Annotated in this window: 15 protein-coding genes and 1 pseudogene; 11 read left to right on the plus strand and 5 right to left on the minus strand. The window is 63.4% G+C overall.

The features are described 5' to 3' along the window. On the plus strand, nucleotides 1–456 hold a 456-nt coding region (cobU, locus tag AC1DX4_RS34715; protein WP_477224627.1), incomplete at its 5' end, for a bifunctional adenosylcobinamide kinase/adenosylcobinamide-phosphate guanylyltransferase. Nucleotide 457: 1 nt separating this feature from the next. Beyond that, complete coding sequence (gene cobO / locus AC1DX4_RS34720) at nucleotides 458–1,072, plus strand: cob(I)yrinic acid a,c-diamide adenosyltransferase (RefSeq protein ID WP_477224628.1); 615 nt, start codon at nucleotides 458–460, stop codon at nucleotides 1,070–1,072. Here the strand turns inward: cobO and cbiB are convergent. Then, on the minus strand, nucleotides 1,069–2,043 hold the full coding sequence (gene cbiB, locus AC1DX4_RS34725) for an adenosylcobinamide-phosphate synthase CbiB (protein ID WP_477224629.1): 975 nt from the start codon (nucleotides 2,041–2,043) through the stop codon (nucleotides 1,069–1,071). The genes cobO and cbiB overlap by 4 nt on opposite strands. Here cbiB and cobD point away from each other — a divergent pair. Both cobD and AC1DX4_RS34735 read left to right on the plus strand, forming a co-directional pair. Then, the gene (cobD, locus tag AC1DX4_RS34730) at nucleotides 2,042–3,088 is read left to right on the plus strand and encodes a threonine-phosphate decarboxylase CobD (RefSeq protein WP_477224630.1); all 1,047 of its coding nucleotides are present in this window, start codon (nucleotides 2,042–2,044) and stop codon (nucleotides 3,086–3,088) included. The genes cbiB and cobD overlap by 2 nt on opposite strands. Then, nucleotides 3,085–3,594, plus strand: coding sequence for a tyrosine phosphatase family protein (locus AC1DX4_RS34735; RefSeq protein ID WP_477224631.1), 510 nt, complete (start codon nucleotides 3,085–3,087; stop codon nucleotides 3,592–3,594). Before cobD ends, AC1DX4_RS34735 begins: the two co-directional genes overlap by 4 nt. Before the next feature lie 24 nt (nucleotides 3,595–3,618). Here AC1DX4_RS34735 and AC1DX4_RS34740 read toward each other — a convergent pair. The 4 genes and pseudogenes from AC1DX4_RS34740 to AC1DX4_RS34755 form a co-directional block, all read right to left on the minus strand. Further along, nucleotides 3,619–3,916, minus strand: a pseudogene (locus AC1DX4_RS34740) (type II toxin-antitoxin system RelE/ParE family toxin). Then, nucleotides 3,916–4,170, minus strand: a complete 255-nt coding sequence (locus tag AC1DX4_RS34745; RefSeq protein ID WP_475450263.1) for a type II toxin-antitoxin system ParD family antitoxin — start codon at nucleotides 4,168–4,170, stop codon at nucleotides 3,916–3,918. The pseudogene AC1DX4_RS34740 and the gene AC1DX4_RS34745 overlap by 1 nt, the downstream one beginning before the upstream one ends. Before the next feature lie 102 nt (nucleotides 4,171–4,272). Continuing rightward, a complete protein-coding gene (locus AC1DX4_RS34750; protein WP_477224632.1) occupies nucleotides 4,273–5,076 on the minus strand; it encodes a creatininase family protein in 804 nt (267 codons plus the stop codon). Nucleotides 5,077–5,130: 54 nt separating this feature from the next. Beyond that, nucleotides 5,131–5,514, minus strand: a complete 384-nt coding sequence (locus tag AC1DX4_RS34755; protein ID WP_477224633.1) for a RidA family protein — start codon at nucleotides 5,512–5,514, stop codon at nucleotides 5,131–5,133. A gap of 265 nt (nucleotides 5,515–5,779) precedes the next feature. Here AC1DX4_RS34755 and AC1DX4_RS34760 point away from each other — a divergent pair, with 265 nt between their 5' ends. From AC1DX4_RS34760 to AC1DX4_RS34790, 7 genes are read left to right on the plus strand one after another with little or no spacing between them, the layout of a single operon-like run. Next, entirely contained in the window at nucleotides 5,780–6,784 is a 1,005-nt protein-coding gene (locus AC1DX4_RS34760; protein ID WP_477224634.1) for an ABC transporter substrate-binding protein, read from the plus strand. Nucleotides 6,785–6,796: 12 nt separating this feature from the next. Then, a complete protein-coding gene (locus AC1DX4_RS34765; RefSeq protein WP_477224635.1) occupies nucleotides 6,797–7,621 on the plus strand; it encodes an ABC transporter ATP-binding protein in 825 nt (274 codons plus the stop codon). After that, nucleotides 7,608–8,459, plus strand: a complete 852-nt coding sequence (locus AC1DX4_RS34770) for an ABC transporter permease (RefSeq protein ID WP_477224636.1) — start codon at nucleotides 7,608–7,610, stop codon at nucleotides 8,457–8,459. The genes AC1DX4_RS34765 and AC1DX4_RS34770 overlap by 14 nt, the downstream gene beginning before the upstream one ends. 4 nt (nucleotides 8,460–8,463) lie before the next feature. Beyond that, a complete protein-coding gene (locus AC1DX4_RS34775; protein WP_477224637.1) occupies nucleotides 8,464–9,765 on the plus strand; it encodes a cytosine deaminase in 1,302 nt (433 codons plus the stop codon). Continuing rightward, nucleotides 9,765–11,168: an FAD-binding oxidoreductase gene (locus AC1DX4_RS34780; RefSeq protein ID WP_477224640.1), complete on the plus strand. Its 1,404-nt coding sequence runs from the start codon at nucleotides 9,765–9,767 to the stop codon at nucleotides 11,166–11,168. Before AC1DX4_RS34775 ends, AC1DX4_RS34780 begins: the two co-directional genes overlap by 1 nt. Beyond that, nucleotides 11,168–11,749 (plus strand): NAD(P)H-dependent oxidoreductase, encoded by a 582-nt coding sequence (locus AC1DX4_RS34785; protein WP_477224638.1) that lies wholly within the window; start codon nucleotides 11,168–11,170, stop codon nucleotides 11,747–11,749. Before AC1DX4_RS34780 ends, AC1DX4_RS34785 begins: the two co-directional genes overlap by 1 nt. Then, a complete protein-coding gene (locus AC1DX4_RS34790; RefSeq protein WP_477224639.1) occupies nucleotides 11,749–12,336 on the plus strand; it encodes an NAD(P)H-dependent oxidoreductase in 588 nt (195 codons plus the stop codon). Before AC1DX4_RS34785 ends, AC1DX4_RS34790 begins: the two co-directional genes overlap by 1 nt. The last annotated feature ends 327 nt before the right edge of the window (nucleotides 12,337–12,663 follow it).

The raw sequence follows: 12,663 nt of genomic DNA on the forward strand, positions 1-12,663 counted from the left end.
CACGCCGAAACCCTGGCGACGGCGTTGCCCTCGCCATGGGCCTATATCGCCACAGCTGAAGCCTATGACGACGAGATGCGTGAGCGCATCGCGCTGCACCGTTCACGGCGCGGCGAGGGCTGGACGACCATCGACGCACCGCTCGACCTCGCGGGCGCGCTGGCGGCGTTACCCGACAACCAACCGGTGCTTGTCGACTGCCTGACGCTGTGGCTGACCAATCACATGCTGGCAGATCACGATCTCGAGCTGGAATGCCGGCGGCTGGCGGATTTGCTGTCGCGGCCGCGCGGCCCCTGGTTCGTGGTGTCAAACGAAGTCGGGCAAGGCATCGTGCCTGACAATGCCCTGGCGCGCCGTTTTCGCGATGATGCCGGACGGCTCAACCAGCAGGTCGCGGCGATCGCCGACACCGTGCTGCTGATGGTGGCGGGGCTGCCGCTCAAGGTGAAATGAGATGACCGACATCGACGATAAGGACGAAGAACGCCACCGCGCCAAAATGGCCAAGCGCAAGGCGGTGCAGGACGCCGAAGTGGCGAGCAAGACAGTCGAGAAGGGACTTCTGATCGTCAACACCGGTCCGGGCAAGGGCAAGACGACGGCCGCCTTCGGCCTGGCGCTCAGAATGCTCGGCTACGGCAAGCGTGTCGGTGTTGTCCAGTTCATCAAGGGCAAGTGGCATACGGGCGAGAAGGATGCTTTCGCCGCCTTCGGCGACCGCGTCGTCTGGCACGCGATGGGCGAGGGTTTTACCTGGGAAACACAGGATCTGAAGCGCGATATCGCGGCGGCGGAAGCTGCCTGGGCCAAGGCGCTGGAGTTGATCGCCGATCCCTCGATCAGCCTCGTCGTGCTCGACGAACTCAACATCGCGCTGCGCTACGACTATCTCGATCTCGACAAGGTGGTTGGTGCGCTCAAGGCGCGTCGCGAAGGCCTGCATGTCGTCGTTACCGGCCGCAACGCCAAGCCTGCGCTGGTCGAGGCGGCGGATCTGGTCACCGAAATGGGCGTGACCAAACACCATTTTTCGGCAGGCGTGAAAGCGCAGCAAGGGATCGAGTTCTAGAACGCTAGAACCGTGATCGCCGAGACCAACCCGAACAGCACGATCAGCAGATAGTCGGCGACGCGGTAGAGTTTCAGCGCCCGCCTGATGTCGCCGCTGTCGACGTCGCGGCGGCCGCCTTCGCCCATGAAGACGTCATCGATCACGATGCCGCCATAGCTGCGCGGCCCGGCAAGTGCGAGTCCAAGTGCGCCGGCCATGGCCGCTTCCGGCCAGCCGGCATTGGGTGAACGGTGTTTTTTCGCATCGCGCCCCACCGCATGCCAGGCACTGCGGGGGTCGGCATCCCTGACCAGGAAAGCCGCCAGCACGATCAGCAGTGCGGTCAGCCGCGACGCCGGCAGGTTGATCCAGTCGTCGAAGCGTGCGGCGGCCCAGCCGAAGGCCTCGTGGCGCGGGGTGCGGTGGCCGATCATCGAATCGGCGGTGTTGGCGGCCTTGTAGGCGGCACCGCCGGCCAATCCGCCGACACCGGTCCAGAAGGCCGGGGCGACAATGCCATCGGAAAAATTCTCGGCCAGGCTTTCGATCGCGGCACGGCAGACGGCGGCGCGGTCGAGCGCTTCGGGATCGCGGCCGACGATGCGCGAGACGGCGACACGGCCCATGGCGAGGCCACCCGAGTCCAGCGCGTCGGCAACAGCCTCGACATGGTCGTAGAGGCTCTTCTGCGACAGAAGCGATGTCGCCAGAAGGGCGGCGATGAATAGCCCGAACGGAACGAACCAGAGCAGGACAAGCTGCACGCTAAGGCCAATCACCGCCGGCACCAGCACGATGACCAGCAGCGCCTGGACACCGCGTTGGCGACGCAGGGCGTCGGGATCAGTGGCGCGGTTGAGCCTGCGATCGAGAAAGGATATCAGCCTGCCGAACCACGTCACCGGATGGCCGATGGCGCGGAACAGCCAGTCCGGATAACCTAGGACGAGTTCGACGGCCAATGACAGGAAAGCGATCAGGACTGACATGAAGCTTCTTGATGGAGCGGTGGACCATGGTGGAAGTCTTGGCCGGGCGAGGGTGCTTTTTCCCAACGCTCGACAGCCTTTCGTCGACCTCTCGACTGGTATCAATCCGCACTCCTATCCGCTTTTCGACCTGCCCGCCACCTCGCTGTCGCGATTGCCGGAAGCCGGGCGCGGGCGTGAGCTGACGGAAATCGCGGCCAGCACCTATGGCGCGCCGTCGCCAGCCAATGTCGTCGCGGCGCCTGGCACGCAGATCCTGCTGCCGCGCGTGGCCTCGCTGGTCAGGCCCGGCAAGGCTTTGGTGCTGGGGCCGACCTATGCCGAACATGCCCGCGCAGCGGCGATCGTCGGGCATCAGGTGAGCGAAGTCAGCGATTTCGCGGCACTGGCGGACGCCGACCTTGCCATCATCGTCAACCCGAACAATCCGGATGGTCGCATCATCGAGCGCGATCGGCTGCTGGCATTGGCTGCCGGGCTGCGCGCCAGAGGCGGGCTGCTGGTCGTCGACGAGGCGTTCATGGACGTCGGCCCACGCGAACACAGCCTCGCCGGTGATGTCGATCAGGGCGGCATCGTCGTTTTGCGCTCGTTCGGCAAGTTTTTTGGGTTGGCCGGCCTGCGGCTTGGCTTCGCGCTGTCCGATGCAGCAACGGTGGAACGGCTGGAGACGCAGTTCGGACCTTGGGCTGTCGCCGGTCCGGCGCTGGAATACGGCATTCGCGCGCTTGCCGATATTGGCTGGCAGGACGCAATGCGGGTATCCCTTGCCGAAGCAGCGGCGCGGCTCGACGAACTGTTCGCCCGTTTCGGCGTGTCCGTCGCGGGCGGCACCACATTGTTCCGCTATCTCAGCCTGCCGGATGCAGCCGCCCTGTTTTCAGCGTTGGGCGAGCGCGGCGTCCTGCTTCGGCATTTCTCCGACCGGCCGCATGTCCTGCGCGCCGGCCTGCCGGGGAGTCAGGAGGAATGGCAGCGGCTCGAATCCGCCCTTGCCGAATGGGCGGCGCGGCGCGAGGATCGATCGAAGGGTTTTGAACGATGATCCATGTCTGCTCGCTGGCGAAGATCGAGGAAACAGTGGCAAGGACCGGCGCCGACCGCATGCTGTCGCTGCTCTCCGTCGGAACCGATGTGGCGCGACCGGCCTCGATAGCCAGGGAAAACCACCTGCATCTGGTCATGCATGACATTGCGGTGGCGCAGGACGGCATGACCATGCCGGGCGAGGAGCATGTCCGCAATCTGCTCGATTTCGCGCGCCGCTGGGACCGGGCCAAGCCCATGGTGGTGCATTGCTATGCCGGCATCAGCCGCTCGACCGCCTCGGCCTACATCATCGCGGCAGCACTCGCGCCAAAACGCGACGAGGCCGAACTGGCCCGGACGCTACGGGCGCTATCACCCTCGGCGACACCCAATCCGCGGCTCATTGCCGTGGCCGACGCGCTGCTGGATCGCAATGGCCGCATGATCGAGGCGATCGAATCGATCGGGCGCGGTGCGGACGCCTTCGAAGGCACGCCGTTTGGGCTGAAGATCGACGGCTAGCTGTGCCCATACATCATTGTAGGACTATCGAGTGCCTTCGTGCGCCCAATCTTCGTGCCCGTGGCGTACCCGGACAATGAACACGTCGCCGTCGGCTTCGATCCGGTAGACGACAAGATGGGCCTTGAAGGGATGGATACGCATTGGCGGCGACAATTCAACCCGCTCCCGCGCCATTCGGGGACTGGCAGCGATCAGGTCGAAGATCGCGAACAACTCGTCATGATACTTGTCTGGCCTGCACAGCGCCGAACAGGCGTATCCCTTGCTCGGCAATACCGACGATGTCCTCTTCCGCGGCTAAAGAAAGGCGAAATCCCATTACCCGTTGCCGGGTGACTTTCCAGCGCGTTTGACCGCCTCCGTAAAAAGCGCGTCCCTGGATCGATTGCCGATGCCACTCTTCAATCCGTCATCGACAAAGCGTTGAATGGCGGCAATGTTGTCATTGCGCTCCTGATCCCGACGGATCAAATCGCGCACATAGTCGCTCGCGTTGGCGTAGCGACCCGTTTCGGTTTGCGCCTCAACCCAATCCTTCATCGGGTCGGGCAATGATACGTTCATTGTTGCCATATCGGCCTCCATATCCCATCCAGTATGATCTATTTTGGCAAAGTTTGTCAAAATCGCATATGCGGGGAGTCTTTTTTCGAAGGCGCAATTGTGGCTAGGCGGCTACTTCAGCCACTCCGCGAGCTTCGCCTTGCGCACATCCCTGAGCAGGTTGATGAAACCATCGGCCTGATATTCAGCGGTCAGCCGGCCTTTTTCCGCCGTCGCGATGCTGGCGTCGCCGACCACGCCGTTGGGGTTGAGATCGCTGGCGATCCAGGCGAAAGCGTGGGTGCCGGTGTGGCGCAGCAGCGAAAATTCCTTCTCGGCCTTGGCGACATTGGAAACGAAATTGTCGGCCTTGCCCATGTCGACCAGATCCGGCCGGAAATGCAGCATCAAGGACGTCTCGACATCGCCGCCATGGATGCCGTGGCGGTCCTCGAGTTCGGTGTACATGCCGGCCGGGCGGCCAAAACGCTGCCAGCTGGTCTTCACCGCCAGCATCTTTTCGCGCACGCGCAATTCGCGCGTGATGATGCCCATAATCTCTTCATTGCCGCCATGCGAGTTGACGACGACGAGTTTACGCACGCCGGCGCGCGCGATCGACAGGCCAAGCTCGGTCCAGGCCTCGACCAGCGTCGTTGCCGGCAAGGTGAGGGTGCCAGGCGCGTGCAGATGCTCGTTCGACTTGCCGACCGCCTGTACCGGCAGGATGCGGATGTCGAGATCATCGGGCAGGCGCGAAATGACCGTGTCGAGCATGCCGTTCATGATCGAGGTGTCGGTCGAGACAGGCAGATGCGGTCCATGCTGCTCGATCGCCGCCACCGGCAGCACGGCGATCGTCGCCTCCGGATCGATCGAGGCATATTCTGTTGTCCGGTAGTCACCCCACCAGACGCGTCTTTTTGCAGCGGTCATGTCATGCCTCTTCGATGATCGGTGAGACCTAGCGCGGGACAGGCTTCCTGTCGATCACCCGGCCGCGATGGCTTCGACCTCGACCTTGAATTCGGGTCGGGCAAATCCGCTGACGATCATCAGCGTCGAGGCCGGCGCCGGGCTCGAAAACAGCCGGTCGCGGACATCCATATAGGGGCGCAGATGCGCGCGGTCGGTGACATAGGCGTTGATGCGCACGATATCCTGGAGTCCCAGTCCGGCCTCTCCAAGAATCGCCTCGATGTTGCGGAAGCAGAGCTCGGCCTGGGCGCCGGCGTCCTCGGGAATCTGGTCGTCCGCCGTGATCGCGACCTGGCCCGAGCACAGCACCAGCCGCTTGCCCGGCGGCACCTCGACGCCGTGGCTGTAGCGGGCAAAAGGTGGCTTGATCGACTTCGGGGTGAGGAATCTGAACATGGCAATCTCCTGGATACCGCCAGCCTAAGGCGGGATGCGCTACAGCTTCAAGATGGCGGTGCATGTTGCCCGTGCGATTGTGGACAGGCGTTCAAAAAATAGGCACGATGCCTCCGGTGCAGCACGACCTTTCCGGCTTTCGCAGATGGCTGTGGTGCAGGCGGGCGGGTCCCGGCGCGAGACGCCGGTGGCATGTGTCTTGCTTCTTGAATCTTTGGTGTCGAGCCTGGCGCGTGGCGCCGGAGCAAACAGAGGGTGGTTGTCGATGTACGCAAAACAGAAGATCTCGGTCGCGGTGGTGGCCTTGCTGGCGGCCAGCACGCTGGGGGCCGCGGCGAATGAAAAGGTCACCTTCGGCACCAACTGGTTGGCCGAGCCGGAACATGGCGGCTACTACCAGGCCGTGGCGGACGGCACTTATGCCGCCTGCGGTCTCGACGTCACCATCATGCAGGGCGGCCCGCAGGTCAGCGGCCGGCCGATGCTTTTGGCCGGCAAGATCGATTTCTACATGGGCGGAAATCTGCTGTCGGCCTTCGACGCCGTCCAGCAAGGCATTCCGATGCGCGTCGTGGCCGCCGACTTCCAGAAGGACCCGCAGGTCATCATGTCCCACCCCGGCGAAGGGCTGGACAAGTGGGAAGACCTGAAGAACGCCGACCAGTACATTTTGGGTGACGAAGGCGTGCAGACCTTCTTCCAGTGGATGGTCACGGCGCTCGGTTTCGACGCCGCCAAGCGCGCGCCCTACACCTATAACACCGCTCCCTTCCTCGCCAACAAGAAGTCGATCCAGCAGGGTTACGTCACCTCGGAGCCGTTCGCGGTCAAGAAGGAAGGCGGCTTCGTGCCGAACCAGTTCCTGCTCGCCGACTATGGCTGGGACACCTATTCGACGACGATCGAGGTGATGCAGGACACGATCGACAAGAAGCCGGAGGTCGTCCAGTGCTTCGTCGATGGCTCGGCCAAGGGTTGGTACAAGTACCTCTACGGCGACAACAAGGCCGCCAACGACATGATCAAGAAAGACAATCCTGACATGAGCGACGAGCAGATCGCTTTCTCGATCGAGCAGATGAAGAAATTCGGCCTTGCCGATTCCGGCGACACCGAGAAGCTCGGCATCGGCGCCATGACCGACGCGCGGATCAAGAGTTTTTACGACAAGATGGTCAAGGCCAAGGTCACGCCTGAAGGCATCGACATCACCAAGGGCTACACGCTGGCCTTCGTCAACAAGGGTGTCGGGCTCGACCTGAAGAAATAGGCCAGTCCGCGCATGATAGGGGAAAAGGTGGCGCGAGCGCCGGCATCGGACGTCGCTCCGGCCTTGCTGGCGCTGCGCGGCGTCGGCAAGGTGTTTTCCAACGGCGTGACGGCGCTGAGTGATGTCGACCTGACCATCCGGGAAGGTGATTTCCTCAGCCTGCTCGGGCCGTCCGGCTGTGGCAAGTCGACGGCATTGCGGCTGATTGCCGGCCTGTCGACGCCGACCTCCGGCGTGCTCGACTGGCGCGGCGGCGGCTCGCTCGACCGCGCCAATATCGGCTTCGTCTTCCAGGAGCCGACGCTGCTGCCCTGGGCCAGTGTCTTCGACAATGTCTGGCTGCCGCTCAGGCTGAAAGGCATTTCCCGCGCCAAGGCAGCCCCGGCAATCACCGAGATGCTGGCGCGGGTGCACCTGACCGGTTTCGAGGACGCCGTGCCGCGCGAACTGTCGGGCGGCATGAAGATGCGCGTCTCGATCGCGCGCGCCATGGTGACCAAGCCGCGCGTGCTGTTGATGGACGAACCGTTTGCGGCACTCGACGAGATCACGCGCTTCAAGCTCAACAACGACCTGCTGGAGCTTTGGCAGGATGAACGCTTCACCGTCGTCTTCGTCACGCACAGCGTCTTTGAAAGCGTGTTCCTTTCCAACCGCGTCGTCGTCATGGCGGCGCGGCCGGGCCGGGTGTTCGACGAACTTGCCATCGAGGCCTCCTATCCGCGCGACGAGGCGTTTCGCACCTCGCCGGACTACGCGGCGCTTTGCCGGCAAGCCTCCGACGTGCTGGTCACTGCCATCAATTCAACAGCAGGCGCGCACCATGACGGCCATTGACGAGCAGGTGCTCAAACTCGACCCGGAGGAAGCGCGTCGCGTGCGCCAGGAACGGTTCGAACGGATCGGCCGCTGGGTGCTGCCGCTGGCGATCATGATCCTGGCGATCTGGCTGTGGGACCGCATCTGCGTCTGGAACGAGATCCCGCAATACATCCTGCCGCGTCCCGGCGTGGTGGTGCAGACGCTCTACAACGATGCCGGGCTGCTGTTCTCCTCGCTGCTGGTCACCTTGCGCATCACCTTCCTCAGCCTGGCCTTGGCTGTCATCGGCGGGGTCGGCCTGTCGGTGCTGTTCGCGCAGTCGAAATGGGTCGAGATGTCGTTCTTCCCGTTTGCCATCGTGCTGCAGGTGACGCCGATCGTGGCGATCTTTCCGCTGATCAACATCTATGTGAACAACCAGACGACCAAGCTTCTGCTCTGCGCCTGGATCGTCGCCTTCTTTCCGATCCTGTCCAACACCACGCTCGGCCTTAACTCGGTCGACCGCAATCTGCGCGACCTGTTCAAGCTCAACGGCGCGACGCGCTGGCAGCAACTGCGCTATCTCAGACTGCCTGCGGCGATGCCGTATTTTCTCGGTGGGTTGAAGATCGCCGGCGGCCTGTCGCTGATCGGCGCGGTGGTCGCGGAGTTCGTTGCCGGCACCACCGGCCAGTCGTCGGGGCTCGCCTCGCGCATCATCGAGGCCGGCTACCGGCTCAACGCGCCAAGGCTGTTCGCGGCTCTGTTCCTGATCTCGCTGACCGGCATCCTGATCTTCCTCGTGCTGTCGCTGATTTCGCATCTCATTTTGCGGCGCTGGCACGAAAGCGCGCTGAAGCAGGAGCGGTAGTGCCTTGATTCCAGACTCAGCTTCATACCGGCTCGCCAATGCCCGTCTTCACGCGTCGCTGACGCCGGGGCTCGCTGCGGTTTATGACGGGGATGGGTTCGCGCTCGCCGATATCACTGTCGCGGACAGCAAGATCTCGAGCATCGCGGCACATGATCGGACAGCGGCATTGGCGGATGCCGTAGACCTTGGCGGCCGCATCGTGCTGCCGTGCTTCGTCGACTGCCACACGCATATCGACAAGGGCCATATCTGGCCGCGAGAACCCAATCCCGACGGCACCTTCATGGGAGCACTCAATGCCGCGGGCGCCGACCGCGTCGCGCGCTGGAGCGCCGAGGACCTTGCCAAGCGCATGGATTTCTCGCTGCGCTCCGCCTATGCGCATGGCACCAGGGCGCTGCGCACCCATCTCGACAGCGTCGCGCCGCAGGAGGAAATCTCCTGGCCGGTGTTCGAGACGATGCGCGAGACATGGCGCGGCCGTATCGAATTGCAGGGCGCCTGCCTGCTCGGCATCGAGGGTGTGCGCGACAAAAAGTGGTTCGACAGGCTGGCGAAACGGGTAGCCGCGGCCAAGGGTGTGCTCGGTGTCGTCACCTATATGGTGCCGGACCTGGAAGAACTGCTCGACCATGTTTTCGCACAAGCGATCAAGCATGGGCTCGACCTCGATTTCCACGCCGACGAGACCGACGACATTGCCGCGGTCTCGCTGAAGAAGATCGCCGAGGCGGCACTCTGGAGCGGCTTCGAGGGCAAGATCCTCGTTGGCCATTGCTGCTCGCTGGCGCGGCAGCCCGATCTCGAGGTGCTGGACACGCTGGACAAGGTGGCGAAGGCGGGGCTGGCGATCGTCTCGCTGCCGATGTGCAACCTCTATCTACAGGACCGCCGCTCGGATCAGACCACGCCGCGCTGGCGGGGCGTGACGCTGCTGCATGAGATGAAGGCGAGGGGCATTCCGGTCGCTGTCGCCTCCGACAACACGCGTGACCCCTTCTATGCCTATGGCGATCTCGACATGCTGGAGGTCTACCGGATGGCGACGCGCATCCTGCATTTCGACCATCCGGTCGCCGACTGGCCACAAGCGGTCACCGCGACCCCGGCCAAGGTGATGCGGCTCGACAGGCTCGGCACGGTTGCCGCGGGCGACGATGCCGATTTCATCCTGTTCAAAGGTCGAAGCTGGACCGAATTGCTGTCGCGGCCCGAATCGGATCGCATCGTCGTGCGCGCCGGACGCGCGATCGACCGGCGCTTGCCCGACTATGCCGAACTCGACGAACTGATGGTGGAATGATGGATGTTTCGGCACTCAAACGCGATCTCGACGGGCTGAAGCTCGACGACAATCCGGCCATCGTCCAGCAGAAGAGCCGCGATTTCTACTGGTACAGCCCGGTGCTGAAGCAGCAGCTCGACCATGTCACCGGCGACCTCATTGTGACGCCGAAGACCGAGGCCGAGCTGTTCCGCGTGCTCGCCGCCTGTCATCGGCATGGCGTGCCGGTGACGCCGCGCGGCAGCGGCACCGGCAATTATGGCCAGGCCATGCCGTTGTCGGGCGGCGTGGTGCTCAATCTCGCCGAGATGAACGAGATCAAGTCGATCGCGCCGGGGCGCGTGGTGACCGGGCCGGGCGCGGTGCTGGCCGATATCGACAAGGCGACGCGCGCGCATTCCGGCCAGGAACTGCGGCTGTCACCTTCCACCTACAACACCGCTTCGATCGGCGGCTTCATCGCCGGCGGCTCGGGCGGCGTCGGCTCGATCAATTTCGGCGGCTTGCGCGATTTCGGCAATGTGCTGCGCCTGCGCGTGGTGACCATGGAGGCCGAGCCGAAAGCGCTCGAACTCACCGGCGAGGATCTGCACAAGGTGACCCACGCCTACGGCACCAACGGTATCATCACGGAAGTCGAGATGCCGCTGACCGCGGCCTATGAGTGGGTCGATGTCATTGTCGGCTTCGATGCCTTCATGGACGCGGCGCGCTACGGCAATGCGCTGGCGTGCCAGGACGGCATCCTGACCAAACTGATCACGCCGATCGCGGCACCCGTGCCGCAGCTCTATTTCAAACGCCACCAGAAATTTTTCAGAGAGGGGCAGAGTATCTGCGTCGTCATGGTGGCGCAGCATGGGCTGGATGCCTTCCTCGCCTTCACTAGGCGTGCCGGCGGCGCGGTGATTTTCAACGCTGCCACCGCGACGCCCGAGGAGAAAAAAGGCCTGCCGCCGGCCTATGAGCTGGCCTGGAACCACACCACGCTGAGAGCGCTGCGCGTCGATCCCGATATCACCTATCTGCAGTCGCTCTATCCCTTTCCCAACCAGCTGGCGCTGGTCGAGAAGATGGATGCGATGTTTCCCGGCGAAGTGTTCTCGCATCTCGAATTCGTGCGGCTGGACGGCAACATCACCTGCTTTGGCCTGCCGCTGGTGAAATTTACCACCGAGGCACGGCTCGACGAGATCGTGCGCCTGCATGAGGAAAATGGCTGCCCGATCTTCAACCCGCACCGCTACACGCTGGAAGAGGGCGGCATGAAGCAGACCGATGCCGTGCAGCTTGCCTTCAAGCGCGAGACCGACCCGCAAGGCCTGCTCAACCCCGGCAAGATGATCGCCTGGGAAAACCCGGATTATGATTATCGATCCGGGCGGACTTTTCTGTTCAAGGGGCTGCAGAGGGCGGGCTGATGAACATCCTCGTCCTCTACGCGCATCCGGTCGAGACCAGCTTCAATGCTGGCCTGCACCGGTTGATCGTCGAGCGGCTGACGGCGGCGGGCCATACCGTCGATGACTGCGATCTCTACGCCGAGGATTTCGATCCCAGGCTGACGCGCCAGGAGAGGTTGGACTATCACGACCCACGCGGCTCCGCTGACCCGGCGGCGCCGTATGTCGAGCGCCTGCTGCGGGCCGAGGCGTTGGTGCTTTCCTATCCGGTCTGGAACTACGGTTTCCCTGCCATCCTGAAAGGCTTTTTCGATCGCGTCTTCCTGCCCGGCGTGTCGTTCAGGCTGGTCGACGGCAAGGTGCAGCCGTCGCTGCACAACATCAGGAAGGTCGCTGCGGTCACTACCTATGGCGGCAGCCGGTTCCGCGCCATCCTGATGGGCGATCCGCCGCGCAAACTGATCGAGCGCATGCTGCGCGCCACGGTAAAGCCGGGCGCGCCGGTGACTTACCTCGCGCATTACGCGATGAACCTGTCGACCGATGAAACGCGAAAATCCTTCATGGCCAAGGTCGCGGCCAGCATGGATGCATTCTGATGCGGGTCCTCGTGGTCTATTGCCATCCGGTGCCTGAAAGTTTTTGTGCAAGCATTCGCGACACCGCCGTCGACGTGCTGAAGGCAAGGGGCTGGGAGGTGCGGCTGCTCGACCTCTATGCGGAGAAATTCGACCCGGTGATGGGTTGCGAGGAGCGGCGCAGCTACAACGACCAGGCGCCGCAGGACCCCGCGCTGAAGCCGCATTTCGAACTGCTCGGCTGGGCCGAAGCGATCCTGTTCGTCTACCCTACCTGGTGGTACGGCCTGCCGGCGATGCTGAAGGGCTGGCTTGACCGGGTGTGGGCCACGGACGTCGCCTTCAAACTGCCGGCGGGCAAGGGGCGGATCAAGTCGCTGATGACGCATGTCACCAAGGTCGGCGTCATCACCACCTGCGGCGCGCCGACCTGGTGGAGCGTCGTCGTCGGCCAGCCTGGACGCAAGACGCTGCTGCGCGGCATGCGGGCGCTATGCGCGACAAGGTGCAAGACGTTCTTCCTGGCGCATTATCTGATGGATGCCTCGACACCAAAGACGCGGGCGGCGTTTCTGGCGAAGGTGCGAAGGAAGCTGGAGCGGTTCTAGCTTTCTTCGCCCCGTTTACGGGGAGAAGATGCCGGCAGGCAGATGAGGGGCAGCGCTAGCTTCTCAGAACTCCGCGCTGCCCCTTGTGTGTTTGGAATCGTGCATTGTTGAGGGTGCCACGGACCAGGTGCTTGCCTGATCCGTGGCGGTGGTCGAGAGCCCGTCGCCCCTCAGGTGGCCTAAACCGTGGATGAGCTGGGGCCCGACCGCCTTCTTTTGTGAACCCGAACAGTTGCAAGGGGCAAGCCCCCGCACACAAGGAAGGGACCGAGGAGATGGTAGCGCAAACGGTTCAGGACATCGGCATCGATGTTGCCAAAGGCTGGC

This window comes from Mesorhizobium sp. P3_A8, from assembly GCF_056402995.1.

Excerpts from the sequence above, each read along its gene's own strand:
- AC1DX4_RS34790 (WP_477224639.1), top strand. The coding sequence starts at position 11,749 with ATGCGGGTCCTCGTGGTCTATTGCCATCCGGTGCCTGAAAGTTTTTGT.
- cobO (WP_477224628.1), top strand. The coding sequence starts at position 458 with ATGACCGACATCGACGATAAGGACGAAGAACGCCACCGCGCCAAAATG.
- AC1DX4_RS34765 (WP_477224635.1), top strand. The coding sequence starts at position 6,797 with ATGATAGGGGAAAAGGTGGCGCGAGCGCCGGCATCGGACGTCGCTCCG.
- AC1DX4_RS34780 (WP_477224640.1), top strand. The coding sequence starts at position 9,765 with ATGGATGTTTCGGCACTCAAACGCGATCTCGACGGGCTGAAGCTCGAC.
- AC1DX4_RS34785 (WP_477224638.1), top strand. The coding sequence starts at position 11,168 with ATGAACATCCTCGTCCTCTACGCGCATCCGGTCGAGACCAGCTTCAAT.
- cobD (WP_477224630.1), top strand. The coding sequence starts at position 2,042 with ATGAAGCTTCTTGATGGAGCGGTGGACCATGGTGGAAGTCTTGGCCGG.
- AC1DX4_RS34760 (WP_477224634.1), top strand. The coding sequence starts at position 5,780 with ATGTACGCAAAACAGAAGATCTCGGTCGCGGTGGTGGCCTTGCTGGCG.
- AC1DX4_RS34770 (WP_477224636.1), top strand. The coding sequence starts at position 7,608 with ATGACGGCCATTGACGAGCAGGTGCTCAAACTCGACCCGGAGGAAGCG.
- AC1DX4_RS34745 (WP_475450263.1), bottom strand. The coding sequence starts at position 4,170 with ATGGCAACAATGAACGTATCATTGCCCGACCCGATGAAGGATTGGGTT.
- AC1DX4_RS34750 (WP_477224632.1), bottom strand. The coding sequence starts at position 5,076 with ATGACCGCTGCAAAAAGACGCGTCTGGTGGGGTGACTACCGGACAACA.
- cbiB (WP_477224629.1), bottom strand. The coding sequence starts at position 2,043 with ATGTCAGTCCTGATCGCTTTCCTGTCATTGGCCGTCGAACTCGTCCTA.
- AC1DX4_RS34735 (WP_477224631.1), top strand. The coding sequence starts at position 3,085 with ATGATCCATGTCTGCTCGCTGGCGAAGATCGAGGAAACAGTGGCAAGG.
- AC1DX4_RS34755 (WP_477224633.1), bottom strand. The coding sequence starts at position 5,514 with ATGTTCAGATTCCTCACCCCGAAGTCGATCAAGCCACCTTTTGCCCGC.